At 70.2% G+C, this 25798-nt stretch carries 25 protein-coding genes; 10 read left to right on the forward strand and 15 right to left on the reverse strand.

Going from position 1 to position 25798, the window contains the following annotated elements; all coding sequences use genetic code 11:
- Positions 1 to 85 precede the first annotated feature (85 nt).
- Genes ACFWY5_RS54285 through ACFWY5_RS54300 form a run of 4 tightly spaced genes read right to left on the reverse strand, consistent with a single transcriptional unit; the run spans position 86 to position 3446 of the window.
- Positions 86 to 1018 carry an ABC transporter substrate-binding protein gene (locus tag ACFWY5_RS54285; RefSeq protein ID WP_379639806.1) on the reverse strand — a complete coding sequence of 311 codons (933 nt, stop codon included), beginning with the start codon at positions 1016 to 1018 and terminating at the stop codon, positions 86 to 88.
- A 37-nt stretch (positions 1019 to 1055) separates the two neighbouring features.
- Positions 1056 to 1721, reverse strand: a complete 666-nt coding sequence (locus tag ACFWY5_RS54290) for an ABC transporter permease (RefSeq protein ID WP_379612103.1) — start codon at positions 1719 to 1721, stop codon at positions 1056 to 1058.
- On the reverse strand, positions 1718 to 2392 hold the full coding sequence (locus ACFWY5_RS54295) for an ABC transporter permease (protein ID WP_184972667.1): 675 nt from the start codon (positions 2390 to 2392) through the stop codon (positions 1718 to 1720). The genes ACFWY5_RS54290 and ACFWY5_RS54295 overlap by 4 nt, the downstream gene beginning before the upstream one ends.
- Complete coding sequence (locus tag ACFWY5_RS54300) at positions 2385 to 3446, reverse strand: ABC transporter ATP-binding protein (protein WP_379639807.1); 1062 nt, start codon at positions 3444 to 3446, stop codon at positions 2385 to 2387. Before ACFWY5_RS54300 ends, ACFWY5_RS54295 begins: the two co-directional genes overlap by 8 nt.
- Positions 3447 to 3709: 263 nt before the next feature.
- Between ACFWY5_RS54300 and ACFWY5_RS54305 the strand changes: the two genes are divergently transcribed.
- Positions 3710 to 5749 carry a hypothetical protein gene (locus ACFWY5_RS54305; protein ID WP_379639809.1) on the forward strand — a complete coding sequence of 680 codons (2040 nt, stop codon included), beginning with the start codon at positions 3710 to 3712 and terminating at the stop codon, positions 5747 to 5749.
- Between the two features lie 123 nt (positions 5750 to 5872).
- On the opposite strand, the gene ACFWY5_RS54310 is transcribed toward ACFWY5_RS54305, so the two are convergent.
- The 6 genes from ACFWY5_RS54310 to ACFWY5_RS54335 form a co-directional block, all read right to left on the reverse strand.
- The gene (locus ACFWY5_RS54310; RefSeq protein WP_379639810.1) at positions 5873 to 7030 is read right to left on the reverse strand and encodes a lipid-transfer protein; all 1158 of its coding nucleotides are present in this window, start codon (positions 7028 to 7030) and stop codon (positions 5873 to 5875) included.
- Positions 7031 to 7583: 553 nt separating this feature from the next.
- Complete coding sequence (locus ACFWY5_RS54315) at positions 7584 to 7994, reverse strand: MaoC/PaaZ C-terminal domain-containing protein (RefSeq protein ID WP_379612107.1); 411 nt, start codon at positions 7992 to 7994, stop codon at positions 7584 to 7586.
- Entirely contained in the window at positions 7991 to 8881 is an 891-nt protein-coding gene (locus ACFWY5_RS54320; protein ID WP_379612108.1) for a bifunctional MaoC family dehydratase N-terminal/OB-fold nucleic acid binding domain-containing protein, read from the reverse strand. Before ACFWY5_RS54320 ends, ACFWY5_RS54315 begins: the two co-directional genes overlap by 4 nt.
- Positions 8878 to 10032 carry an acyl-CoA dehydrogenase family protein gene (locus tag ACFWY5_RS54325; RefSeq protein WP_379612110.1) on the reverse strand — a complete coding sequence of 385 codons (1155 nt, stop codon included), beginning with the start codon at positions 10030 to 10032 and terminating at the stop codon, positions 8878 to 8880. The genes ACFWY5_RS54320 and ACFWY5_RS54325 overlap by 4 nt, the downstream gene beginning before the upstream one ends.
- On the reverse strand, positions 10032 to 10988 hold the full coding sequence (locus tag ACFWY5_RS54330; RefSeq protein ID WP_379639811.1) for an acyl-CoA dehydrogenase family protein: 957 nt from the start codon (positions 10986 to 10988) through the stop codon (positions 10032 to 10034). The genes ACFWY5_RS54325 and ACFWY5_RS54330 overlap by 1 nt, the downstream gene beginning before the upstream one ends.
- Positions 10988 to 12577: an AMP-binding protein gene (locus ACFWY5_RS54335; protein ID WP_379639812.1), complete on the reverse strand. Its 1590-nt coding sequence runs from the start codon at positions 12575 to 12577 to the stop codon at positions 10988 to 10990. Before ACFWY5_RS54335 ends, ACFWY5_RS54330 begins: the two co-directional genes overlap by 1 nt.
- Before the next feature lie 268 nt (positions 12578 to 12845).
- Between ACFWY5_RS54335 and ACFWY5_RS54340 the strand changes: the two genes are divergently transcribed.
- The 9 genes from ACFWY5_RS54340 to ACFWY5_RS54380 all read left to right on the forward strand — a co-directional run bounded on the left by ACFWY5_RS54340 (position 12846) and on the right by ACFWY5_RS54380 (position 21091).
- Complete coding sequence (locus ACFWY5_RS54340; RefSeq protein WP_379612114.1) at positions 12846 to 13409, forward strand: TetR family transcriptional regulator; 564 nt, start codon at positions 12846 to 12848, stop codon at positions 13407 to 13409.
- 312 nt (positions 13410 to 13721) lie between these two features.
- Positions 13722 to 14237, forward strand: a complete 516-nt coding sequence (locus ACFWY5_RS54345; RefSeq protein WP_379639814.1) for a TetR/AcrR family transcriptional regulator — start codon at positions 13722 to 13724, stop codon at positions 14235 to 14237.
- Between the two features lie 101 nt (positions 14238 to 14338).
- Positions 14339 to 15271: an NADP-dependent oxidoreductase gene (locus ACFWY5_RS54350; RefSeq protein WP_379612256.1), complete on the forward strand. Its 933-nt coding sequence runs from the start codon at positions 14339 to 14341 to the stop codon at positions 15269 to 15271.
- Between the two features lie 240 nt (positions 15272 to 15511).
- Positions 15512 to 16483 carry a sigma-70 family RNA polymerase sigma factor gene (locus ACFWY5_RS54355; RefSeq protein ID WP_379639815.1) on the forward strand — a complete coding sequence of 324 codons (972 nt, stop codon included), beginning with the start codon at positions 15512 to 15514 and terminating at the stop codon, positions 16481 to 16483.
- Positions 16484 to 16608: 125 nt separating this feature from the next.
- Positions 16609 to 17724 (forward strand): steroid 3-ketoacyl-CoA thiolase, encoded by a 1116-nt coding sequence (locus ACFWY5_RS54360; protein ID WP_379612118.1) that lies wholly within the window; start codon positions 16609 to 16611, stop codon positions 17722 to 17724.
- A gap of 287 nt (positions 17725 to 18011) precedes the next feature.
- The gene (locus tag ACFWY5_RS54365; protein ID WP_379639816.1) at positions 18012 to 18956 is read left to right on the forward strand and encodes an MBL fold metallo-hydrolase; all 945 of its coding nucleotides are present in this window, start codon (positions 18012 to 18014) and stop codon (positions 18954 to 18956) included.
- Positions 18957 to 18981: 25 nt separating this feature from the next.
- Positions 18982 to 19656, forward strand: coding sequence for a FadR/GntR family transcriptional regulator (locus ACFWY5_RS54370; protein WP_379612120.1), 675 nt, complete (start codon positions 18982 to 18984; stop codon positions 19654 to 19656).
- 36 nt (positions 19657 to 19692) lie between these two features.
- Positions 19693 to 20640: a DNA polymerase ligase N-terminal domain-containing protein gene (locus ACFWY5_RS54375; protein WP_379639818.1), complete on the forward strand. Its 948-nt coding sequence runs from the start codon at positions 19693 to 19695 to the stop codon at positions 20638 to 20640.
- A 16-nt stretch (positions 20641 to 20656) separates the two neighbouring features.
- Positions 20657 to 21091, forward strand: a complete 435-nt coding sequence (locus ACFWY5_RS54380) for a GNAT family N-acetyltransferase (protein ID WP_379639819.1) — start codon at positions 20657 to 20659, stop codon at positions 21089 to 21091.
- Here the strand turns inward: ACFWY5_RS54380 and ACFWY5_RS54385 are convergent.
- From ACFWY5_RS54385 to ACFWY5_RS54405, 5 genes are read right to left on the reverse strand one after another with little or no spacing between them, the layout of a single operon-like run.
- On the reverse strand, positions 21077 to 21979 hold the full coding sequence (locus tag ACFWY5_RS54385) for an aldo/keto reductase (RefSeq protein ID WP_379639820.1): 903 nt from the start codon (positions 21977 to 21979) through the stop codon (positions 21077 to 21079). The genes ACFWY5_RS54380 and ACFWY5_RS54385 overlap by 15 nt on opposite strands.
- Positions 21976 to 22281: an L-rhamnose mutarotase gene (locus ACFWY5_RS54390; protein ID WP_379612125.1), complete on the reverse strand. Its 306-nt coding sequence runs from the start codon at positions 22279 to 22281 to the stop codon at positions 21976 to 21978. Before ACFWY5_RS54390 ends, ACFWY5_RS54385 begins: the two co-directional genes overlap by 4 nt.
- On the reverse strand, positions 22281 to 23297 hold the full coding sequence (locus tag ACFWY5_RS54395) for an ABC transporter permease (protein WP_379639821.1): 1017 nt from the start codon (positions 23295 to 23297) through the stop codon (positions 22281 to 22283). The genes ACFWY5_RS54390 and ACFWY5_RS54395 overlap by 1 nt, the downstream gene beginning before the upstream one ends.
- The gene (locus ACFWY5_RS54400) at positions 23294 to 24769 is read right to left on the reverse strand and encodes a sugar ABC transporter ATP-binding protein (protein ID WP_379639822.1); all 1476 of its coding nucleotides are present in this window, start codon (positions 24767 to 24769) and stop codon (positions 23294 to 23296) included. The genes ACFWY5_RS54395 and ACFWY5_RS54400 overlap by 4 nt, the downstream gene beginning before the upstream one ends.
- Positions 24769 to 25791 carry a sugar ABC transporter substrate-binding protein gene (locus tag ACFWY5_RS54405; protein WP_379639824.1) on the reverse strand — a complete coding sequence of 341 codons (1023 nt, stop codon included), beginning with the start codon at positions 25789 to 25791 and terminating at the stop codon, positions 24769 to 24771. Before ACFWY5_RS54405 ends, ACFWY5_RS54400 begins: the two co-directional genes overlap by 1 nt.
- Positions 25792 to 25798: the final 7 nt, after the last annotated feature.

Below are 25798 nucleotides of genomic sequence, written 5' to 3' on the forward strand. Positions count from 1 at the left end.
CGGCGGGCGGGGGGCCCTCCCCCACGGGCCCCCCCCGCGCCGCCGGCGGCCAGTTGGGCCATCGCCTCGGTGAACTCGCTCAAGCTCAGCCGAGCCCGTTGGCCGACAGCCACTCCTTGGCCACGGTGGCCGGCTCGTCCTTGTTGACGGAGATCTTCGTCATCATCTCGATCAGCGACTGCGTGCTGAGCTTGGCCGAGACCGCGTCGAGCGTGGTCTTGATGGTGTCGTTCGCGCCCGCCTTGTAGACCAGCGGGGTGACGTTCTGGGCGGGGAAGATGTTCTTCGGGTCCGCGAGCGGGACCAGCTTGTTGGCGATGATCTTGGGGTCGGTGGTGAAGACGTTGCCGACCTGGATCGTGCCGTCCTTGATGGCGTCAGCGGTGGTGGGGCCGGTGGGCTTCCACTCCTTGAACTCCAGGCCGTAGACCTCCTTGAAGCGGGCCTCCCAGCGCTTCTTGAACTCCGGCGGGCCGCCGACGACCATGGTCTTCGACACCTTGGCCAGATCCTCGATGGACTTCAGGGAGTCCTTGGCCGCCGACGCCTCGGAGACTGACAGGCTGTCCTTGTCCTCGGCGGGCGAGGAGGTGAGGATCTCCAGCGTGTCGGGCAGCTTCTCCTTCAGCGCCGTGTCCACGTCGGCGGTGGTGCCGGCCGTGGTCTTGGGGTCGATGAAGGCCAGCAGGTTGCCGTTGTACTCGGGCACGATGGTCAGGCCGCCGGCCTTGACCTGGTCGTAGACGACCTCGCGGCTGCCGATGCGCGGCTTCTCCTCGACCTGGACGCCCTTGGCCTCAAGCGCCTGGGCGTAGATGGAGCCGAGCAGGACGCTCTCGTCGAAGTCGAACGAGCCGATGATGGCCTTGCCGCCGCCGGCGGGCGCGCTGCTGGCGGCACCGCTGGGCTGGGCGCTCGTGGTGTCGAGCGGGTTGCCTCCCGAGCCGGAGGATCCGCAAGCGGCCAGCGCGAGTCCGGCCGACAGCAGCACCGCAGCGGTGCTGAAGATGCGTTTCATCAAGATTTCCCTTCTTAGCGGGGGGTTGAGTAGGAGACTAGCGAACTCTCTGACTAACCCCCGGAGAGACGCTCACCCGCTGGACGAGGGTGAACGCCAGCTGCACCACCAGAGCGAACAGCACAATCAGTACTGAACCGCCGACCACGCTCGCATACTCCTTGGTGGCGAATCCGTCGATGACGAAGCGCCCGAGCCCGCCCAGGCCCACGTACGCGGCGACGGTCGTGGTGGCCACCACCTGGATGGCCGAGAGCCGCAGACCCAGCAGGATCAGCGGCAGCGCCACCGGGACCAGCACCCGTCCGAGCACCTGCCCGCCGCGCAGACCCATCCCGTACGCGGCGTCGCGCAACTCGGGATCCACACCCCGGATGCCCTCGAACGTGTTGACCAGGATCGGCGGGATCGACAGCAGCACCAGCGGGATGATCACCGGCAGGATCGAGGCCGTGCCCAGCAGCAGCACGAACAGCACGAGCATGCCCAGCGTCGGCAGCGCCCTGGCCAGGTTGGCGGAGATCACCACGATCACCCCGCCCTTGCCCGTGTGCCCGATCAGCAGGCCGAGCGGGATCGCGATCAGCACCGCGAGCACGAGGGCCAGCACCGAGTACTCCAGGTGCTCCAGCAGCCGCATGGGGATGCCGCCGGGTCCCGTCCAGTTCTCGGGGTTGCCGAAGAAGTCCGTCAGCCAGTTCACGACGCCCTCCTCGCCCGCACCCACGGCGTCAGCAGCCGTTGCGCCAACACCAGGAGCCCGTCGGCGACCAGCGCCAGCAGCACGATGCCCACGATGCCGACGATGACCGGCGGCAGGAACGGGTTCTGGTAGGCCCGGGTGAACAGCATCCCGAGCCCGCCCTGGCCGATCAGCGCGCCGACGCTTACCAGCGAGATGCTGGAGACGGCGACGACCCGCAGGCCCGCCAGCACGACCGGGGTGGCGATCGGCAGCTCGACCTGGACCAGCCGGCGGACCGGCGTGAAGCCCATGGCCACGGCCGACTGTCGGACGTGGTCGGGCACCGCGCCCAGCCCGTCGACCACCGACGGGATCAGCACGGCCATGGCGTAGAACGTCAGCGGGATGATCACCGTGGTCTGCGACAGCCCGGTCACCGAGATCAGCAGCATGAAGATCGGCAGCGACGGCAGCGCGTAGAGGATGTTCATCAGCCCGGACGTGGGCTGGTACAGCCAGCGGAACCGCACGCACGCCAGCCCCAGCGGCAGCGACAGCACGAGTGCCGCCACGATCGGCACCAGCGACATCACCAGGTGGTCGCTGAGCAGGTTGCTGATGCTGCCGACCCGCCCGGTGTCCCAGTTGCGGGCGAACCACTCCCAGAGTGTTGGCGGACCGTCAGACATCGGCCGCCTCCGCGAGCGCCTCGTCGAGGGCCTCGCGGGTGGCCACCCCGACCACCTTCCCGTCCTCGTCCACGGCCACCGCGCAGCCCGAAGGCGACAGCAGCGCCGCGTCGAGCGCCGACCGCATGTTGTCCTTGCCGTGCAGGAACGTCCCGTACGGCTCCCGCTCCTCCGGCCGCCGGGGCGTGACCCAGGCCACGGGCCGCCGGTCCGGGGTGACGATGAGCAGCCAGGGCTCATCGGAGTCCGCGGGGAACGCGTCCTCGGCGACGGTCAGGTCGGTGCGCAGCCGTAGCCCCGCCGCGGAGATGAACTGCAGGCGCCGGATCCCCCTGTCGTGCCCCAGGAACTCGCGCACGAACTCGTCGGCGGGCTCCGACAGCAGCGTCTTGGGATCGGCCAGTTGCGCCAGCCGCCCGCCCACGCGCAGCACCGCCACGCGGTCGCCGAGCTTGATGGCCTCGTCGATGTCGTGGGTGACGAAGACGATGGTCTTGTTCAGCTCGGACTGCAGCTTGAGCAGCTCGTCCTGCAGGCTCGTCCGCACGATCGGGTCGACCGCGCTGAACGGCTCGTCCATGAGCAGCACCGGCGGGTCGGCGGCCAGCGCCCTGGCCACCCCGACGCGCTGCTGCTGACCTCCCGACAGCTGGAACGGGTAGCGCTGGGCCATCGCCGGGTCGAGCCCGACGACCTCCAGCAGCTCCATGGCCCGGTCGCGGGCCTTCTTCTTGTCCCAGCCGAGCAGGAACGGCACCGTGGCGACGTTGTCGACGATCCTCCGGTGCGGGAAGAGCCCGGCCTGCTGGATGACGTAGCCGATCCCCCGGCGCAGCGTCGGCGGGTCGATCGTCTGTACGGCGGTGCCGTCCAGCAGGATCTGTCCGTCCGACGCGTCGATCATGCGGTTGATCATCCGCAGTGAGGTGGTCTTGCCGCACCCCGACGGCCCGACGAACACGGTGATCTGGCCCGTGGGCGCCTCAAGGCTGAGGTTGTCCACGGCGACCGTTCCGTCTGGATAGCGTTTGGTGACAGAGTCGAACGTGATCACGCGTGACCTTCCGTTCGTGGCGGGACCGTAGCCCCCCTGCCACGTCCGCCGCATGATCTCTTGCGGACCTCAGACTACGGCGATGAGGGTGCTTCTGTCCCATCGGCCTGTGCTTAAACGCTTCACCGACCTGGGAGGATTCATATCAAATGACGTTCTCATAGTGCGCAACACCTGTAGGAGTTGGCATGATTGCCAGCACAAACTCCGACGCCGCACCCCTCACCCCCCAGCGTCCGTTTTCCACCAGAGGATCCGGCCCAGTGACTCAACCGCTCACCGATCAGCGCTCCCGCAACGACCTGATCGCCGAGCTCTACGACCGTCACGCCACCGGGCTGTTCGCGTACTGCGCGGACCAGCTCGGCGACCCAGCCTCCGCCGGGTACGCGCTGGTCGCCGTGCTCTCCAGCGTGCCCGCCCAAGCGCCGCCGCGCGCCGCCCTCTACGCCCTCGCCCGCCGCGAGATCCACCGGCGCGACATCGTCTACGCGCCCCCCGTCGTCGACCCGCTCGTCGACCCCGCCTCCGCCCTGGTCGAACGGACCCTGCGCGAACTCCGGCCCCACCAGCGCGAGGTCCTCCTCCTGTGCGAGGTCTGCGGCCTGACCACGACCGAACTCGCCTGGGTACTCGACGTCGCCCCCGACACCGCGGAAGAGCTGGCCATCAGCGCCGCGCACCGCTTCCGCCAGACGCTCTCCACCGCCCTGGCCTCCACGGGCGCGCGCGTCCCCGCCTCCGTCGCCGACGTCTACGGCGCCCTGTCGGTCGCGCCGCTGCGCGACATCCTGTGCCGCCTGCCGTGGCCCGCCCCTGCCGCCGTACTGCGCGTGCACGTAGCAGGATCCCGTACGGCCGGCGCCGCCCCCCTCTTCGTCAAGCCCCGCTGGCCCGCGCCACCCCGCTGGCCACAGCCGCTCGCCGAATCGGACCCCAGGACGGCGACGGGCATCTTCCCCACGGAACTCCTCACACCCCCGACGGGCCGCGCCGACCACGAGGCCACCACGGCCCCCATGCCCCGCCTCCGCGACCCCCTGACCGGCCCGCCACCGCTGCTGGGCACCTCTTCCCCCCGCGACCCCCTGACCGGCCTCTCGCCGCTGCTGGGCACCACTTCCCCCCGGGACCGATCGACCAGCTCCCCCACCCGCGACCGGTGGGACTCTCCCACCGGCGACAGGTGGGGCTCTCCCAGCGGCGATGTGCTGGGCGGATCTTCCACCCGCGATCAGCCGGGCGTGTCCCCTGCCCGTGACCTGCCGGGCGGCTCGCCCACTCCCAACCCGCAGGCCGGCTCGCCCGCCCGCCCCTTCACCGCCTATCCGGTCAGCGACCCACAGGGCGAAGCCCCTGTGCGCGGCCCGTTCACCGCGGCTCCCACCCGCGATCCGGCGGCCGGGGCGCCTCCGTCCGGCGCGTTCACCTCCGGGCGTGACCCCTTCGCCCCCTTCACCGGCCCCTCCGCCGCCGCCGGCCCTTCCGCCCAGGAAGAGCCGTCCAGCGCCGATGGGGAGGAGCCGGGCCGGCGTGCGGGCCTGCCGCCAAGACCCAGGGTCCGGGACGGGCTGCCGCCGAGGACCGGGTTCCTGATGTCGGCTCCGGTGCCCGCGGACGTCCTGGACGACCCGCCCACCGACATCATGCCGCCGCTGGACCTGCCCTCCCCCGGAGACGTACTGGTCCACAGCTCCCGGCAGGACACCTCGACGCCCAGCCCCCCGGAGCCCGGCCGAAGCCCGGATGCCAGGACCACGGACGGCGGCCAGGAGGCGGGGGACACGTTCTCCGCGTTCCAGCCCTTCACCCGGACCCGCCGCCCGGCCGACGAGCCCGTCTACCGGCTCCCCATGCCCTCCGACATCCTGGCCGCCAGCGACCCCGCCCTGCTGGACCAGCCCGACGAGGCCCCCGGCGTCCTGAATGCCCCTTGGGTATCCGACCCGGCCACCCCTCCTGAGCCGGCGCCTGAGTACTCCTGGGCACCAGGCGACCGCCCGACGCGGGCCGACCGCGACCCGCTGGACGGCCGCGACCCGCTGGACGGCCGTAAGGCGCCAGGACGCGACGGCCGCGTACAGGGCAGGCCCCGGCTCGCGGCATCCCGGCAGAACATGGGCGCCAAGCAGCCCACCGGTCCCCGAAAGCCGTCGCGCACCGGCCCGGCGGCCAAGAAGCAGGCGAGAAAGCGCAAGCAGCGTAAGCACCGCGACTGGGCTTGGGAGGTGGCGGGCTTCCTGATCTGCGTGCTGATCGCCATGCTGGTGTTCTTCGCAGTCCCGGTAATCGGCTCCCCCTGACCACCCCCTCTCCCGACCGGTCAGCGGCACCGCGGTGTGCCTGTCCCGATCGGGACCCCATGGCTCTGACGGCTACCTGCCCCGGAGCCCCTGCCCGCATGACCGGGCCCGGCGGGGGTGGGGTCAGGGGGTGGAGAGGATGAGGCCGCTGGTGGGGACGCCGGTGCCGGCTGTGACCAGGACGTTCGACACGTCCTTGACCTGGTTGACCGAGGTTCCCCTGACCTGGCGGACGGCTTCGGCGATGCCGTTCATGCCGTGGATGTAGGCCTCACCCAGCTGGCCTCCGTGCGGGTTGACGGGGAGGCGGCCGTCCAGTTCGATGCCGCCGTCCGCGACGTACCCGGCCGCCTCGCCGCGACCGCAGAAGCCCAGTTCCTCAAGCTGCGTCAGCACGAACGGCGTGAAGTGGTCGTAGAGGATCGCGGTCTGCATGTCAGCGGGCCCCATGCCGGAAATTTCCCAGAGTTTGCGGCCGACGACGGACATCTCGGGAAGGCCGGTCATGTCGTCGCGGTAATAGCTCGTCATCATCATCTGCCCGGCGCCCGCCCCCTGCGCGGCGGCCGTGATCACCGCGGGGGAACGGCGCAGGTCCCTGGCCCGGTCCTCCGAGGTGACGACCAGCGCCACCGCGCCGTCGCTCTCCTGACAGCAGTCGAGCAGGTGCAACGGCTCCACGATCCACTTCGACGCCTGATGGTCGGCCAGCGTGATCGGCCGCCCGTGGAACCACGCCGCCGGGTTCGTGGCCGCGTGCCGCCGCATCGCGACGGCGACACGGCCGAAGTCCTCCGACGTCGCGCCGTAAACGTGCATGTACCGCCGCGCGAACATGGCCACCCAGGCCGCGGGCGTCATCAGCCCGTACGGCACGTGCCAGCTCATCTCCAGCCCCTGCGAGGAAGGCTCCCCGCCGAGCCGGGCGTCGGGCTGGCCGAAGCGGCGGCCGGATCGTTCGTTGAAGGCGCGGTAGCAGACGACGGTACGGGCCATGCCGGTCCGCACGGCCATGGCGGCATGCATCACCGTGCCACAGGCGGCGCCACCGCCATAGTGAACACGCGAGAAGAAGGTCAGGTCCCCGATCCCGACCTCGCGGGCGACGGCGATCTCCTGGTTGGTGTCCTGGGTGTAGGTCACCAGGCCGTCGACGTCCCCGGGCGAGAGCCCGGCATCGTCGAGCGCGGCGAAAACGGCCTCGGCGGCCAGTTGCAGCTCCGAGCGCCCGGAATCCTTGCTGAACTCGGTGGCACCGATCCCGGCGATGGCGGCTTTCATAAGGAAACCCTTCAGGTATTCACAACATCCCGACCCGAACGACAACCGCGCTCAGAGGGGGCAAGGACGGGCAGATCTGGTCAGGAACGGTGGAGACCATCGACTGTGACGGTGAGCCGAGCCGAGGCGCCAGCCAAGCGGGTGGAGACGACCGAGCCGGATGGAGCGATGGCCCAGCGGGTGAAGGCGGGCGAGGGGATTGGCCGAACGGGCGAAGGCGGGCGAGCGGGGTAGCGGGGGCCGAGCGGAGGAGCGAGTGGGCGGAGACGGGCGGGCGGGGTGGCTGAGCGGGCTGGCTGGGCGGGGTGGCTGGGCGGGGTGGCTGAGCGGGCTGGCGGTTGGCGAGGGAGGTGATCGGGTCCGGGGGACCGCGGCGGTGGGTAAAGGGGGCCGTTGCGGTGGGGAGCACGTCCGACGTGAGAAGCGATCCCCCCGACCTGGGCCCGCCCACGTCGGCGGGTGGCGTGGGGGTGGCTTCGCCGTAACGTATGAAGCCCATGATCTTGAAGGTCCGCAGGACCGTGCTCTTAAGATCCCGCAGGGCTATGGGACGCTAAGACGGGAGCGAGAGGACCACCGATCCGGTCGCGTGGCTGCCGAGGGAGACCTTGCCGCGGACCTCGACGGTGAACTCCTCGCCCTCGCGCGCGATCACCGCTCCCGTGAACGCCAGCAGGTCCCCCGCGTAGGCCGGCACCCCGAGCTTCACGTTGATCCGCCGGATCACCGCCTCGGGGCCCGCCCAGTCGGTGACATACCGTTCGACCAGCCCCATCGTGGTCAGGATGTTGAGGAAGATGTCCTGCGAGCCCTGCGCGCGGGCGATCTCGACGTCGTGGTGGACCGGGGTGAAGTCCATGGTGGCGATCGCGGTCGAGACCACGAGGGTGGGCGTGATGCTGATGGACAGTTCTGGCAGAACCATGCCGATTTCGATCTGCTCTCCGGTCAACGTCCGCATCATGACTCCTGTGGCGTCCACATCGGAAGGATCAGTTCGTCATCCATTGCGCGAAACGTTGCCCGCACCGTCATACCGATACCCACCGCGTCCACGGGACAGTCCACTATGTTCCCCACAATCCTCACGCCTTCCGGAAGTTCCACCACCGCCACCACAAACGGGGTTTCGCGGCCGGGCACGGGCGGATTGTGGTGGACGACGTAGCTGTAGACGGTTCCCTCGCCGCGGGCGACGATGTGGCCGCGGTTCGCCGAGCGGCAGGCGGGGCAGATCGGGCCTGGTGGATGGCGTAGTTCGCCGCAGTCGGCGCAGCTTTGGACGCGCAGTTCGCCGAGTTTCACGCCGTCCCAGAAGAACTGGGTGTCCCGGTTCACCGCAGGTTTCAGCGGGTACGGCTCGCGCCTTTCCTTTACCCGCGGGCGAAATTTCAGGACCCGGAAGAGCATCTCCGCAACCGGCTCATCGAACTGGTCGTACCAGATGACATTCCAGGTGGCGAAATATCCCTCTCCAAGGGCGGTCGCCTTCGGTCCGGTAAGTCCGGAAAAGCGGGTGGCCGGAGTCAGCACGTCGCCCAGCCGGGCGTACCGGTGGTAGGTCTGCTCGCAGTTGGTCGCCACCACCCCCGTGTACCCCTGGGCGTTCAGCTCGGCCAGCATGTCGTCCACCGGCGAGCGGTCCCGTACGTCGCGCCGTACCCCGCCCATGGTCCACACCTGCGCCATGGCCGGAGGCGCCACCCCTTTGTCGAGATAAAGCGGGTTCTGGTCGCCCATGGCGTCGAGCCAGTGCCGGATCATCGGTTCGTTGACCGGATCGGCCGCGGGCAGGCCGCGCAACTCGCCCATGGCCACCTGCCTGCGCGCCATCTCGTGCAGATCGGTCATCGCGGCGGCCTCGGCAGGCTCAGGCCGAGCATGGCGATCAGCTCGCGCTGCACCTCGTTCACCCCGCCGCCGAACGTCAGCACCACGGCCCCCTTCACGCCATGGTCCAGCCGGTCGAGCAGTTCGGCCGTCTCCGGGTCGGCCGGATCCCCGAACCGCGCCAGGATGTCGCCCACGATCCGGCCGATCTCCTGCATGCGCTCCGAACCGTAGATCTTGGTGGCCGACGCGTCGGGCGCGCCCAGCCAGCCGAGGTCCATGTTGGCCGCGACCTGCCAGTTCAGCAGCTCGTTGGTGCGGAAGTAGGCGTAGACGCGACCCAGCGCGCGGCGTACGTCGGGATGCCCGTCGTTGCCCGTTCTGCGGGCCCAGGCCAGGAACCTGTCGTAGGTCTGGCCGAGGTTGCCCGCCGGGCCGAGCGTGACCCGCTCGTGGTTGAGCTGGTTGACGATGAGGTCCCAGCCTTTGTCCACTTCGCCCACGACCATGTCCACCGGTACGCGTACGTCCTGGTAGTAGGTGGCGTTCGTGTGGTGGCGGCCGTCCATGGTGACGATCGGCGTCCAGGAGAAGCCGGGGTCGTCCGTCCCGGCGATCATCATGGTGATGCCCTTGTGCTTCTTGGCCTCGGGGTTCGTCCGCGCCGCCAGCCAGACGTACTGCGCGTAGTGGGCGCCAGAGGTGAACACCTTCTGCCCGTTCACGACATAGTGGTCGCCGTCGAGCACCGCGGTCGTCCGCAGCGAGGCGAGGTCCGTGCCCGCCTCCGGCTCGCTGTAGCCGATCGCGAAGTGGCACTCCCCCGCCAGGATGCGCGGCAGGAAGAACTCCTTCTGCGCGGGCGTGCCGTACTGCATCAGCGTCGGCCCGACCGTCTGCACCGTGATGATCGGGTACGGCACCGCCGCCCGCGCGATCTCGTTGGCGAAGATCTGCTGTTCGAGTGGCCCGAAGCCGGCGCCGCCGTACTCCTTGGGCCAGCCGAGCCCCAGCTTGCCGTCACGCCCGAGGCGGCGGCAGTGTTCCATGTACGCCTCGCCGAACGGGTCCTCGGCGATCTTCTTGCGGTCGTCGCCGGTGAGGCAGGCGCGGAAGTACTCGCGCAGTTCCTCCCGCAGCCGCTTCTGCTCGGTGGTGAGGTCGATCAGCATCAGGCGAGCGCTCCGATCAGGTCGAGCTGGGCGTCGGCGCCGCCGAGCAGGTGGGACAGGTGCTTGGCGTGCGCGAAGCTCTTGTGCAGGGGGTAGGTCACGTCCAGGCCGAGGCCGCCGTGCAGGTGCTGGCAGGTGAACAGCGCGCGGAAGGCCTCGCTCACGTGGTACGCGGCCACCGCGACGTCCCTGGCCTCCAAGCCCCAGACTGCCGACCACATCGCCACGTCCAGCGCCCGCGAGGCCACGTAGACGTCGGCGATCTGCATCGTCACCGCCTGGAACTCCGCCAGCGCGCGACCGAACTGCTTCCTGGTCTTGATGTACTCGGTGGTCAGCTCCAGCGCGCCCGCCAGGACGCCGCTCGCCTGCGCGGCGACCGCGGCCGTGTAGATCAGGCGGACACCGTCGGCGTCGTCGGCGACCTTCTCCGCCGGGGTCCGGTCGAAGACGAGCGTGGCCAGCGGCTCGCCGGTCGAGGCGAACTCCGGCACCACCTGGCCGGGACGGGCCAGGAACAGTCCCTCCGCCGCCGAGACCAGCGCCACGTCCGCCACCGCCCCGTACGGCACCGCGCACTTGCGGCCGGTCAGCGTCCAGCCGCCGGAGTAGTGGGCCCGCGTCCGCGGCGGGTCGGCCAGTGCCCTGCCCGCCTCCTTCAGCGCGACCGTGCTCACCCTGGCCTGGCCGAGGCGGGCCTGCTGCTCGCGCGAGCCGTACCGGCTGATCGCCAGTGAGCTGACCAGGACGGGCAGGGCCGGCAGCTCGCGCGCGCCCACCTCGCGCAGCACGACGGCCATCTCGACGCCGCCGAGGCCCGCGCCGCCCACGTCCTCCGGCAGGCAGACGCCGAGCAGGCCGGCCTCCCTGAGCTGGTCCTCGCCGGCCTGCTTGGCGAGCAGATCCGCGGCAAGCCGGCGCAGGTCCTGCTGCGTTTCGTCCAATGCGAAATCCACTAGTTCTCCAATAAGTGCTGCCGCCCGTACCGGGCGAACTCGGTCTCGATCTTCACGACGTCGTCGCCGGTCAGCGGCCGGTAGCCGGTCGCCGTCCGGAGGTACACGGGGTCGGTGGCGCCGTGCCAGGCCTGGCGGGCGAGGACGCGCTTGAGCACCTTGTGGGAGGGGGTCTGCGGTAGCTCCCGGCAGATCCGGATATATCGCGGTACGGCCTTCGCCCCGAGGTCGGCCCGCGCGCCCAGGAACTCCGCGAGGTCCGCCACCTCGAACCGCTCGTCCGGCACCAGGGCCAGCATCACCTGGTCACCGGCGGCCGCGTCGGGAACCGGGTAGACGGCCGCCTCCACGATCCCCGGGGCCTCGCGGACCACCGCCTCGATGGGGGCGACGGCGAGGTTCTCCCCGTCCACGCGCAGGCGTTCGGTGCCCCGGCCGGCGAAGAAGACGTACCCCTCCTTGTCGGCATACGCCAGGTCACCCGACCAGAAGGCGCCTTCCCTGATCCGCTCGGCGTCGGCCTCCGGGTCGTTGTAGTAGCCGTCGAACAGCCCGAGCCCCTGGACGTTGACCAGTTCCCCGACGGCCTCCTCCGCGTTCAGGAGACGGCCGCCCTCGACGATCGCGGGCGGGCAGCGCTCGCCGGTCGCCGGGTCGCGGATCTCGACGCCGTCGGGCAGGCGGCCCAGGCAGCCGGGCGGCCCCGACGGATCCGGCGTGATCGAGACCGCGGTCTCCGTGGACCCGAACGCGTCGATGACGAAGCACCCGAACCGCTCCCCGAACCGGCGGGTCGCGGTGGCGCTGCCCTCGTTCCCGAAGGCGAGTTTGAGCGGGTTGTCGGCGTCGTCGGGGCGCTCCGGGGTGGCCAGGACGTAGGAGAGGGCCTTGCCGACATAGTGCAGATACGTGCAGCCATATTTCCGGACATCGGGAAGAACGCCGGAGGCCGAGAAGCGCTTCCTGAGCACCAGCGCGGCCCCCGAGGCCACGGCAGGCGCATACGCCGCCATGATCGCGCCGGAGTGGAAGAGGGGCATCGAGCAGTAGACGACGTCGTCCCGGGTGAGCATGCGGGCCAGCGACAGGCCGGGGACGGCGAGTTTGCGCTGGGTGATCCGTACCGCTCTGGGACGGCCTGACGAGGTGCCGGAGGTGAAGACGAGCATGACCAGGTCGCCGGGGGGCGCGGGCTCGCGATCGTGGGTCGCCTGGAGTTCGTCCAAGGAGATCCGCCGGATGCCCAGGTCCTCGGAGATCGCTCGCGCGGCTTCGGCGTGGACGCCGTCGTACACGATGAGCTCGACGTCGGCGGCCCGCGCGTCACGAACCAGCTCGACCGGCGAGCGCGTGGGGTTGAGCGCGACCACCACCGGCCCGCCCAGCGCCGCCGCGCCCACCAGGAAGACCATTTCCGGCACGTTGTCCAGCAATACGCCTACATGACCGGCCCCGCGCAACCACCCCGCATAGGTACGGCAGAGCGCGACCTGCTCCCGCCACGACCAGACCCGGTCGGCGTAGTGCAGCGACGGCCGGTCGTCGTCGGCGCGGGCCGCGAGCAGGGCGGCGAACGTGTCCGCGGTCATCCGGCCTCCACCAAGCGCTCGGTCACCAACTGCCCGCAAAACTAGAACAGATTCTAATATCTGTCCAGCGACCGTTCCCGCCCAGGAAACACGACTTTTCCTCATAACCGGATGGACATGCGGCTATGCCCCTTCTTTGTGACTCGCGAGTAACAAGCCGAGTTACGGAGAAATCAGATAACGTGTTCTTATGCGCACCCCGCCTGCGACAGTCGCAGCGCCACCTCCCGACCCCGAGGCCCCCCTTCCGAGCGCCGGTGGGTCCGGCGTGCGCACCCGCAGCCAGCACCAGCGCCGCAAGCGCATCGTCCAGGCCGCCGCCGCCCTCGCCTCCCGAGGCGGTGTCGAGGCGATGCAGATGCGCACGGTGGCGGAACGCGCCGGTGTGGCGCTGGGGACCCTGTACCGATACTTCCCCTCGAAGATGGACCTCGTCGTGGCGGTCGTGGGCGAGGAGATCGACCTGCTGGAAAACAGCATCGAACGCCGCCCGCCCAGCGCCGGCACCCCCGCGGGCCGCGCGGTCGACGTCCTGATGCGCGCCACCCGCGGCCTCATGCGCGAGCCCGAACTGGCCGACGCGCTGATCCGGTCGCTGATCATGGCCGAGGTGGAGACGCCGTTCGGCGACCGGATGACCGGCCTGATCCTGAGAGTGTCGGCCGGCGGGCTGACCCGCGACGAGGCGAGCGAGGAGCAACTGGCGCTGGCGGGGTCGCTGTCCAGCGTGTGGGTGCACGAACTCCTCGAAATGCTGCGCGGCCGCCGCACGTACGACCAAATCCAACGCCGCATCGAAATCGCCGCCGCCCGGCTGGTGTCCGACCTCTAACCGGATGCTCCGCGCGGTCGCCAAGGGCGCTTTTCCGTTACGGCAAGCCGCCCCACCGCCACCCGCCGTCGTGCGCGGGCGCCGATCGTGGGGATCGCTTCTCACGTCGGACGTGGTCCCCACCGCAACGGCCCCCCTTGACCGGCCACCATGCCTGGCCCGGCCAAGAGCGTGGGCTGACCCGGCCAAGGGGCGTGGGCAGGGCGTGGGCACGGCGTGGGCACGGCGTGGGCGGGTTGCTGGGAGTGCTCGGAAGCCCGGTGGGGTGTCCTTGTGGGCGGGAGGCTACCGACCGGGCGGTAGGGTGGGTTGGTGATCCAGAGTGACACCAAGGGACGGATCCTGGCGGCAGCCCTGGAGCTGTTCACCGCACGCGGCTACCGGACCACCTCCATGCGCGAGGTCGCCGAACAGGTCGGGCTGACAAAGCCCACCCTCTACCACTATTTCCGCTCCAAGTCGGAGATCATCCAGCAGCTCCTGGATCCCTTCCTCGACAACCTCGACGCCGCCCTCGAACACCCGGAGACCTTCCTGGAACGATGCGTGGACACGATGGTCGGCCATCGCCGCGTGCTCACGCTGCTCCTGCGCGACACCACCGTCTACTCCGAGGAAGAACACCTGGCCACCCGCGTCGTCACCTGGATGGACCGGGCCAACGCCCTCCTGGCGGGCCCCACGCCGACCCGCCGCCGCACCGTCCGCGCGGCCCAGGCCCTCGCCGCCGTCGCCGACCCGATGGTTCTGTCGCTGCCGATCCCCGACGCCGAACTCCGCTCCGAACTCCTCCGCGGCGCCCAGCTCCTCCTGGCCGACAGCGGCTGACCGGACATGGCCGGCCACCGGCGAAGCCCACCCCGCCGGACCGCCTGCCCACGACCCGCCGACGACGGGTAACGCGTACCTGCGAGACTGGCGAGATGATGATGCGGGCGGTCACACAGGACGTGCTCGGTGGTCCGGACGTGCTCAGGGTGGCCGAGGTCGCCAGGCCGGAGCCGGGGCCGACCGAGGTGCTGGTGCGGGTGCGGGCGGCAGGTGTGAACCCCACCGACTGGAAGCATCGCGCCAACGGCGGTCTGATCGGCGCCCCGCCCTTCACGCTGGGCTGGGATGTCTCGGGTGTGGTTGAGGCGGTTGGGCCGGGGACCACGCTGTACCAGCCGGGCGACGAGGTGTTCGGCATGCTCCGGTACCCGCAGGCGCACGGCGCCTACGCCGAGTACGTGACCGCGCCGGCCCGTACCTTCGCCCGCAAACCCGCCGAGATCGATCACGTGCAGGCAGGCGCGCTGCCCCTCGCGGCGCTCACGGCGTGGCAGGCGCTGGTGGACACCGCGGGCGTGCGGGGCGGACAGCGGGTGCTCGTGCACGCCGCGGCGGGCGGAGTGGGACATCTCGCCGTGCAGATCGCCAAGGCGCGCGGCGCCTTCGTCATCGGTACGGCCAGCGCTGCCAAGCACGACTTCCTCCGCCGCCTGGGAGCCGACGAACTCATCGACTACCGGAGCACCGACTTCGCCAACGTGGTCCGGGACGTGGACATGGTCCTCGACACCATGGGCGGCGACTACGGCGCCCGTTCCCTGCGCACGCTGCGCGAGGGCGGCACGATCGTCTCCTTGGTCCTGTCCAAGCTCGACCCCGCCCTCGCCGAAGAGGCGTCGGCACGCGGCATCCGAACCGCTGCGATGCTGGTCGAACCGGACCTCGCCGCCATGAAGGCCATCGCCGCCCTGGCGACGGCCGGCCGCCTACGCGCCGAAATCGCCGCCGTCCTCCCACTGGAGGAAGCCGCCAAGGCCCACGAACTCGGCGAGACCGGCCGCACCACCGGCAAGATCGTCCTCACCCCGTGACCTCTCAGAGGGTGTGGAACCCACAGAAAGGGCGCGTGCAGGGCAGGGCCCCTCGTTCCTGCCGCTGCACGCGCCAGAGGGGCGAGCCCGAGCCCGGACCCGCCCCATCCTGAGGCCGCGGATCGAAAACCTGGAAAAGGCTCGCCATCCGGTGCGGCCACAGGGTTAGACCCCGGGCATGTTCACAGCTCATCGCCACGCGGACAGGTTTTTGTCACACGCATCGGCTAAACAGGGAACATGACAGTCAGCGATGACTTCGCCCAGCTTGCCGACCCCTTGCGGCGGGAGCTGCTCGCGCACTGCTATCGCATGCTCGGCTCGGTTCACGATGCCGAGGACACCGTCCAGGAGACCTACGTTCGAGCCTGGCGGGCCTACGACAAGTTCGAGGGCCGCTCCTCCGTACGCACCTGGCTCTACAAGATCGCCACGACGCGCTGCCTGACCGCGCTCGACAAGCAGGGCAGGCGGCCGATGCCCACCGGGCTCGGGGCGCCGAGCGCCAGGGGTGACGGGCCGCTGGGCGAGACGATGGAGCTGGAGTGGCTCGAACCCGTCCCTGACGAGGCGGTCGGGGCGGACGGGCGGGATCCGGCGACCGTGGTCACCTCGCGGGAGAGCATACGGCTGGCCCTCGTGGCGGCTCTGCAGTACTTGCCGGCCCGGCAGCGGGCGGTGCTCATCCTGCGCGACGTGCTCCAGTGGCGGGCGGCCGAGGTGGCCGATCTGCTCGACACCTCCACCGCCGCGGTCAACAGCAGCCTGCAGCGGGCGCGGGCGCAGCTGGCCGAGGTCTCCCCGGCCGAGGACCAGATGGGCGAGCCTGACGAGCGGGAGCAACGCGAACTGCTCGACCGCTACATGCAGGCCTTCGAGAGTTACGACGTGGACGCGATCGTCAAGCTGTTCACCGAGGACGCGGTCTTCGAGATGCCGCCGTTCCCCGGGTGGTACCAGGGCGCGGAGAACATCGGGCGGCTCATCGCCACCCACTGCCCGGCCAAGCGGCCCGGCGACCTCAAGCTGGTGCCCTGCCACGCCAACGGGCAGCCGGCGTTCGGGATGTACCTGCTGGGCGAGGACGGGCTCTACCACGCCTTCGGCCTTCCGGTACTCACGCTGTCGGCGGCCGGGGTCACCCACGTGTGCCAGTTCTTCGACCTCAAACTCTTCGACACCTTCGGCCTCCCCACCACCCTGCCCGCCTGACCCCACCGGTTGCGCGCCGGGGATGCCGGACGGCCGGTCGAGGGGGTGGTCGCTGGGCCGGGTGCATTGCGGGTCGAAACTAGAACGCGTTACATTCGCTTCCAGAGCATCGTTCTGGAGGCGCTGTGGGCACACCCGTGATCGTAGAAGCCGTAAGGACTCCCATCGGCAAGCGCAACGGCTGGCTGGCCGAGCTCAAGCCGCAACAAGTTCTAGCCGCGGCGCTGACCGGCCTTGTCGAACGGTCGGGCATCGACCCGGCCACCGTCGAGCAGGTCTTCGCCGGTTGTGTCACCCAGGCGGGCGAGCAGGGCGGACATGTGGGCCGCTACTCCTGGCTCTACGCGGGGCTGCCGCACCAGACCGGCGTGACCACGATCGACGCGCAGTGCGGGTCGTCGCAGCAGGCGGTGCACCTGGTGGCGGCGTTGATCCAGGCGGGCGTCATCGAGGTGGGCGTGGCGTGCGGGGTCGAGGTGATGAGCCGGGCGCCGCTGGGCAGCAACGTCCAGCCGGCGCGGCCGCGTCCCGACGACTGGTCGATCGATCTGCCCGATCAGTTCACCGCGGCCGAGCGGATCGCCGCCCGGCGGAGCCTGACCCGGGAACGGCTCGACTGGTTCGGCGCCCGGTCTCAGCAACTCGCGGCCAAGGCGTGGGCCGACGGCCGGTTCGACAGGGAGATCGTGCCCGTCCACGGCGTCACCAAGGACCAGGGCTTACGCGAGACCACCACCGACGGCCTGGCCAAGCTGAAGCCGGTCGTGCCCGGCGCCCTGCACACCGCGGGCACGTCGTCACAGATCTCCGACGGCGCCGCCGCCGTCCTGCTGATGAGCGAGAAGGCCGCTCAGAGGTACGGCCTGCGTCCCCGCGCCAGAATCCTGGCCCAGACGCTCGTCGGGGCAGAGCCGTACTATCACCTGGATGGGCCGGTGGACGCCACGGCGAGGGTGCTGGCCAGGACGGGGATGGCGATGAGCGACATCGAGAGGTTCGAGGTGAACGAGGCGTTCGCCGCGGTCGTCCTGTCCTGGGCGAGCGTGCACGAGCCCGACTTCGACCGGGTCAACGTCAACGGCGGCGCCATCGCGCTGGGCCATCCGGTGGGTGCGACCGGCGCCCGGCTGATCACCACTGCCTTGCACGAACTCGAACGCTCCGACTCGGCCACCGCCCTGGTCAGCATGTGCGCCGGAGGCGCCCTGGCCACGGCCACCGTCCTCGAGCGCCTCACGTGACACCCCAACCCGACGGCCAACCTCCCGAAAAGCCCAGACCCGACGACCCACCTCCGGCAACCACGCCACACGACAACCAGCCAACCGGGAACACGCGACGCGGGCTGCAAGGTCCGGCAAGCACGCGGCAGGACGGGCCGCCTCATGTCACGACGCAAGGCGATGGCCGACCGAGCGGGAAGACACAGCGGACACAGCAGGCACAGCGGGCGCGGGGGAAGACGCGGCGGCAGCCGTACAGCAGTCAGAAGCCGCAGGATCTGGGTGGCGGGGTGTGGAGTGTGCCGGTGCCGATTCCCGGGAATCCGCTCGGCTACACACTGGTCTACGCGATCGAGTCGCCGCGTGGGCCGGTGCTCATCGACGCGGGGTGGAATCATCCGGACGCCTGGAAGGCGCTGAGCGGCGGGTTCGCGGCGCTGGGGATCGACGTGGCCGAGGTGTACGGGGTCGTCGTGACGCACTTCCATCCTGATCATGCGGGGCTGGCGGGGCAGGTGCGGGAGGTGTCGGGGGCGTGGATCGCGATGCACGAGGCGGACGCGGCCATCGTCACGCTGATACGGGGGCTGGCCGACGACGAGCACCGGGATTTCCAGGCCGAGATGCTGAGGCGGGCCGGCGCCGAGGGGCTGGATGTGAGTGTGCCGGTGGCTCAGAGGCCGGTGGCGCCCGCGCAGCCGGACCGGACCTTGCGCGACGGGGAGGTCGTGGACGTGCCGGGGCGGGAGTTGCGGGCCATTCACACTCCGGGGCACACGCCTGGGCATCTGTGCTTGCGGCTGGGGGACCGGCTGTTCACGGGCGACCACGTGCTGCCGGACATCACCCCGCATGTCGGTATTTATCCCTATGACCGCGTCGATGTAGACCCGCTCGGCGATTTCTTGAAATCTCTGGAGAAGGTGGCCGAGCAGGGGCCCCTAACCGCCCTGCCCGCGCATGAGTGGATATTTCCGGATGTGGCGGCACGCGCCGTCCAGATCCGCCACCATCACGAGGAGAGACTCCACACGCTCGCCACACTGCTGACCAGCACCGGCGAGCCGCTGACCATCTGGGAGATCGCCGCGATGATGACGTGGAACCGAGCATGGGATGATCTGTCCCCTATGCTCCGAGGACTGGCGGCCGGAGAGGCCGCCGCCCACCTTCGCACCCTGGAGGCACGTGGCGAGATCCGCCGCGTGTCCGGGGTCGATCCCGTACGCTTCCAGGCTCTAGACTCGTAGACATCCGATGTCTAGGGAGAGAAGCGTGGCGGTCACCGACGCTGCGATCGACAAGATCAAGCAGATGATCCTCTCGGGCGAGCTAGCCCCCGGCGACCGGCTCCCCAAAGAGGCCGATCTCGCCGAACGGCTGGGCCTGTCCCGCAACTCGCTGCGCGAGGCCGTACGCGCGCTGGCGCTCATCAACGTCCTGGACGTACGGCAGGGCGACGGCACCTACGTCACCAGCCTGGAGCCCCGGCTCCTGCTGGACACCATGTCGTTCGTGCTCGACCTGCACCGCGACGACACCGTCATCCAGTTCTTCGAGGTACGCCGCATCCTGGAACCCGCCGCCACAGCCATGGCCGCGGTCCAGATGAGCGACGCCGACATCGAGGAACTGGGCGAGGTACTCCGCTCGCTGCCCAAGGACCCCACGATCGAGGAGCTGGTCGACAACGACCTGAAATTCCACCAGCGCATCGCCCGCGGTTCCGGCAACAACGTGCTGTGCTCGTTCATCGAGAGCCTGGCCGGTCCGACCCACCGCGCGCGCATCTGGCGCGGCCTCACCCAGGAGGGGGCGCTGGAGAAGACGATGGAGCAGCACACCGCCATCTACGACGCCATCGCCGCCCGCCAGCCGGATGTGGCACGTTCCTGGGCCACGGTCCACGTGGCCGGTGTCGAGGCGTGGCTGCGCAAGGCGCTCGACTGAAGGATCGGGGGGACGAGCGCCGGGTAGGTAGGGTGCGTGGCCGACAAACTCGCGAAATATCGGAGTAAGCGGGACGCCAGCCGTACCCCCGAGCCCGTCCCCCAGCAACCACCCCAGCAGGGGGACGACCGCGCGTTCGTGATCCAGGAGCACCACGCGCGGTCACTGCACTGGGACCTGCGCCTGGAGCGCGACGGCGTGCTCGTCTCCTGGGCGGTGCCGAAGGGACTTCCGGCCGATCCGCGGGTCAACCACCTGGCCGTGCACACCGAGGACCACCCGATGGAGTACCTCGGCTTCCACGGCGAGATCCCCACCGGCGAGTACGGCGCGGGCAGCATGACGATCTGGGACACCGGCACCTACGACACGGAGAAATGGTCGGAGCGCGAGGTCAAGGTGGTGCTGCACGGCGAGCGCGCACAGGGCCGGTACGTGCTGTTCAGGACCGACGGCAAGAACTGGATGATCCACCGCATGGACCCGCCCGCCGTGGACCCGCTGCCGCCGCTGGAGCCGATGCTGCCGGTCAGACGTGCCAAACTCCCCCGCGACCAGGAGGCCTACGCCTTCGAGTTCGCCTGGGGCGGCAGCCGCGTGCTGGTCCACGTGGACGGCGGGCGGACCGACCTGGCCCACGAGTTCCCCTGGCTGCGCCCGATGGCCGAGGCGTTCGGCAGCAGGAGCGCGGTCCTCGACGGCGAGATCGTCCGGCTGTGCGGCTCGGAGATCCTGGTCTGCACCGATCTGCTCTACGACGACGGCCACTCGCTGGTGGCCAGGCCGTTCACCGAGCGCCGCGCGGCCCTGGACGCGCTGGACCTCTCGGGCGCGCGCTGGCAGACCGCCCCGACCTGGCCCGCCCAGGCCCAGCCCGTACGGCAGGCCGCCCGCGAGCAGGGCCTGCCGGGAATCGTCGGCAAGCGCCTCGACTCCCCCTACGAACCAGGCCACTCAAAATGGTGGGCGTTCATCCCCACATAACAGCCATAATCGGCACGTGCACCTCACCAGCATCACGCCCGACCAGCGGCTTCTCGACCTGCAGCACGCCGCCTACGCCATCGAGGCCGAGATCATCGGCGACGACCGCATCCCCCCGCTCCACGAGGACCTGACGGCGCTGGGAAAGGCGCCGCTCTCCTGGCTGGGCGCCTTCGACGACGAGGGAACGCTGACCGGCGCGGTCGCCTGGGAGGAGAGCGCCGACTTGGTCGACATCAACCGGCTGGTCGTGGACCCGGGCGCGCTGCGGCAGGGCATCGGCCGCACGCTGGTCAAGGAGGTGCTGGCCCGAGCCGGCGGCCGCAAGGTGATCGTCTCCACCGGCCGGGACAACACGCCGGCGCGCACCCTGTACGAGCGCCTCGGGTTCACGAACACCGGCGACGCCGAGGTGATCCCGGGCCTGTGGATCACCTCATACGAGCTCTAGCTCCGCCCACAACTCCTCCGGCACCGGTTCGGCCCACAAAGCGGCGTTGCGGCGTACCTCATCGGCCGAGCGGGCGCCGAGCACGACGGTCGCGACGGCCGGATGCCGCGCGGGGAAGGCCATCGCGGCCTGGGGCAGCGTGACGCCGTGCCGCCGGCAGACCGCGACCAGCCGCCGGGCCCTTTCCAGGAGCGGCGCGGCGGCCGGCTGGTAGTCGAAGGTGCCGCCGGGCTCGTCGGTGGCCAGCATGCCGCTGTTGAAGACGCCCGCGGCCAGCACCTTGACGCCCTTGGCCGCGCAGGCGTCCAGCAGCGGCAGGCCGGAGCGGTCGAGCAGGGTGTAGCGGCCGGCCAGCATGACCACGTCGACGTCGGTGTCGCGGACGAACCTGGCGGGCGCCTGCCACTGGTTCATGCCGAGTCCGATGGCCTTGACCACGCTCTCGGCGCGCAGCTCCTCCAGCGCCGGGTACGCCTCGGCCAGCGCCTGGCCTTCGTGGGCGTCGGGGTCGTGGATCAGGGCGACGTCCACGTGGTCGAGGCCGAGCCGTACCAGAGACTCGTCGAGGGAACGGCGCACGCCGTCGCGCGAGAAGTCCCACACGCGGCGCTCGGCGGCGACGACGTCGAAGCCCTCGTCGTCCTTGGCCGGGCCGGCGGGCACCAGGCGGCGGCCGACCTTGGTGGACAGCACGTAGCCGTCGCGTCCGGCCAGGGCGGCGCCGAGGCGGCGCTCGGACAGGCCCAGGCCGTAGTGGGGCGCGGTGTCGAACAGCCGCACGCCCGCCTCCCACGCGGCGTCGACCGTGGCGCGGGCCTGCTCGTCCGTGACGGCGGTGAACAGGTTGCCGAGCGGCGCGCCACCAAGCCCGAAGTCAGGAAATTTCATGTCATCTCCCAGACCAGGCGCAGGCCGCCGGAGTCCTTGTCGAAATCGCCGTCGAGCAGCCTGTTCATCTTCGCCTGCCACGCCCGGTCGGCCGGATGGTCCTTCATCGCCGCCTGGAACGCGGCGTAGTCCTCGACCTCGACCAGGTGGAACAGGTCCAGTCCTTCGCGCCAGATACGCCAGGACCGCACGCCGTGCTCACGCATCGCCGCCTCCAGCTCGGCCGGGATGGCCGCGTGCTCGCGGTCGTAAAGCTGCTCGGCGCCGGGTTTGAGCCGGGAGCGCAGCGCGAGCCGTTCCATCAGTCTTGAGCCTTTCCGCCGGCGATGCGGCTGATCATGAGAGCGATGAGGATGATCGCGCCGTAGACGACCGGCTGCCAGAAGCCGGAGACGCCCTTGAGCGTGAGGATGTTCTGCACCAGGCCGATCACCAGCACGCCGGTGAGCGCGCCGAGGATCGTGCCCTTGCCGCCGTCCATGCTGACGCCGCCGATGACGGCGGCGGCGAAGACCATGAAGATCCAGCCGACGCCCATGTTGCTGCCGATGGCGCCCAGGCGGCCCGTCTCCAGGATGCCCGCCAGCGCCGCCAGCATGCCGCCGATGACGAAGACGCCGAACAGCACCCGGTGCACCCGGATGCCCGCGGCACGGGCGGCGTCGGCGTTGCCGCCGATCGCGTAGAGCGAGCGGCCGGCGCGGGTGTAGCCCAGGACGAAGATGCCCGCCGCGAACAGCACCCCGGCGATCCAGATCGCCGCCGGAAGCCCCAGCCAGGTGACGCTGCCCAGGTAGAGGATGGAGTCGGGTAGCTGGAAGAGCGTCTTGCCCTCGGTCGGGCCGAGCAGCAGGCCGTGCACGATGATCAGCATGGCCAGCGTGACGATGAACGCCGACAGCTGGAACCTGATGATCAGAAACCCGTTGAAGGCCCCGATGGCCGCGCCCACGAGCAACGCCAGCGGGATCACCAGCGCGCCCGGCAGCCCGAGCCCGAATCCGCCCGCCGCCGCGGGGATGACCAGCATCACCGCGATCGCCGGCGCGGTGCCGACCGTCGACTCCAGCGACAGGTCGAACTTCCCGGCGATCAGGATCATCGCCTCGGCCAGCACCAGCAGCGAGATCGAGGCCTGCTGCTGCAAGATGTTGCTGATGTTGCCGCCGGTCAGGAAGACCGGGTCGGTGAACGCGCCCACGACGAGCAGGAGCACGATCACCGGGACGAGGGTCAGGTCGCGGAAGCGGGTCAGCCGCAGGGCCGGCCCGTGGGCGCCCGGCTTCACGTCCGGCTTGTAGAAGGGTTTGACGCTCACTGTTCGATACCCTCCATGACGGCCACGAGCTCGTGGTCGGTCCAGCCGCGCGGCACGTCCTTGACGATCCTGCCGTGGAACATCACCAGCACCCGGTCGCAGATCCGCAGGTCGTCGAGCTCGTCGGAGACCAGCACCGCCCCGGCGCCCTGCTCGACCGCGTCCTCGACCGCGCCCAGCAGCGCCTGCTTGGACTTCACGTCGACCCCCGCGGTGGGGTTCATGACGACCAGCGCGGTGGGATCGTCCACGAGCGCGCGGGCGAAGACGACCTTCTGCGCGTTCCCGCCCGACAACTCGGCGACGGGCTGGTCGGGCCCGCCGGTCTTGATGTCGAGCTCTCTGATCATCTGTTTCGCCCGGGTACGGCGCCGCCCCGGCGAGACCAGGCCGAAGCTGCCCAGCCTGCGCATGACCGGCATGGTGCTGTTCTCGCCCACCGACAGCAGGGGGACGAACCCTTCGTGGTGCCGGTCCTCCGGCACGAATCCGAGCCCGGCGGCAAGGAACTCGGGCACGTCGCCGGGCTTGGGCCGCCGGCCGTTGACCGTGATCCGGCCGGTGTCGGGCTTACGCAGCCCGGCCAGCGTCTCGGCCAGGCCGATCTTGCCGCTGCTCGCCGAGCCGGCCAGGCCGACCACCTCGCCCGCGCGCACGCTCAGGCCGACGCCTTCGTAGCGCCCGCGCAGGGACAGGCCCGTCGCCTCCAGGACCACCAGGTCACGGGCCCCGCGCCGCCCGGTCCGTTGGGCGGCGGCCGCGGCCTCGCCGGTCATCGCCGAGACGAGTTCGTCGTGCGGGAGGTCGGCGACCGGCCTGGTCATGACGTGCCGGGCGTCGCGGAAGACGGTGACGCTCTGGCAGATCTCGTAGACCTCGTCGAGGTGGTGGGAGATGTACATCATCGTCACGCCCTGCTCGCGCAGCGTCCGCATGCGGGTGAACAGCCGCTCGATGGCCGGGCCGTCCAGGCGGGCGGTGGGCTCGTCGAGGATGATGAACGTGGCGCCGAACGACAGCGCGCGGGCGATCTCCACGAGCTGGCGCTGCTCGACGCCGAGGTCGCCGGCCAGCGCCTCCGCGTCGACGTCCACCTCGTAGGTGGCCAGCAGGTCGCGGGCCTTGGAGCGCAGCTCGCGCCACTTGACGAAGCGGCCCTGGCGATTGAGGAAGAGGTTCTCCGCGACCGTCAGGGCGGGGATGATCGTGGACTTCTGGTAGACGCAGGCCACCCGCCGCCGCCAGGCGTCCCGGTCGGCGAGCGCGGGGGCGGCCTCACCAGCGAACAGCACCTCGCCCTGGTCGGGGCGCTGGAGCCCGGTCAGGATCGACACGAGCGTGGACTTGCCCGCGCCGTTCCTGCCGACGAGCGCGTGGGTCTGGCCTGGGGCGATCTCGATGCCCGCGTCGTTCAGCGCGGTGGTGGGTCCGAAACGCTTCGTGATATTTCGGGCTTCAACATGAAATCTCATTACTTGACCTGGTTACCCCAAAGCTTCTGGTCATCCACGTTCTCCTTGGTGACGAGCGGGGCGGGAAGCTGGTCCTCCAGGCCGTTCGGCAGCTCGATGATCGTGCTGTCGTGGTCGGTCGGGCCAGGCTTGAACGTCTTGCCCTCGGTCGCCGCCTTGGCGTAGAACAGCGCGTACTTGGCGTAGAGGTCGGCCGGCTGCGAGACCGTCGCGTCGATGTCGCCCTTGCGGATCGCCTCGAACTCCTGCGGGATGCCGTCGTTGGAGACGACGAAGACGTGCTTGGGGTCGGCCGGCGGGACGAGCAGGCCCTTGGTCTTCAGCACCTGCAGCGTCGGGGCCAGGTGAACACCGCCCGCGTGCATGTAGATGCCCTTGATATCGGGGTTCTGCTCCAGGCGGGTCTGCAGCATGGACGCGGCCTTGCTGCCCTCCCACTCCGTCGGCTCGCTGAAGACCGTGATGCCGGGGAACTTGCTCTTCATGCACTCCGCGAACGCCTCGGAGCGGTCGCGGCCGTTGATCGAGCCGAGGGCGCCCTGGAGCTGGACGACCTTGCCCTTGCCGCCCAGCTTCTCGCCCAGGAACTCGCAGGCCTTGGTCCCGTACGCGCGGTTGTCGGCCCGTACCACCATGAAGACCTTGCCCTTGTCGGGGCGGGTGTCCACGGAGACGACCGGGATCTTCTTGTTCTCCAGCTGCTGGAGCGTGGTGGCGATGGCGCCGGTGTCCTGCGGGGCCATCACGATCGCCTTGGCGCCCTGGCCGGTCAGCGCCTGGACGTTGCTGACCAGCTTGGAGACGTCGTTCTGGGAGTTGGTCGGGTTCAGCTTGTCGACCTTGAGCTCGGTGGCCATCTGGTCGACGTACTTCATGTAGGAGTTCCAGAAGTCGGAGTCGGCCCGGGGGTGGTCGATGCCGACCTTGCCGCCGGCTCCGCCCGCGGCCGGGGCGCCGGTCGAGCCGCAGGCCGTAACCATCGTGAGAAGAGCCGCCGAGGCGACCACGGATCCGATCTTCATGTGCCAG

Origin of the sequence: Nonomuraea sp. NPDC059007, from assembly GCF_042740555.1 — a bacterium.
In the GTDB taxonomy this organism is placed as follows: Bacteria; Actinomycetota; Actinomycetes; order Streptosporangiales; family Streptosporangiaceae; genus Nonomuraea.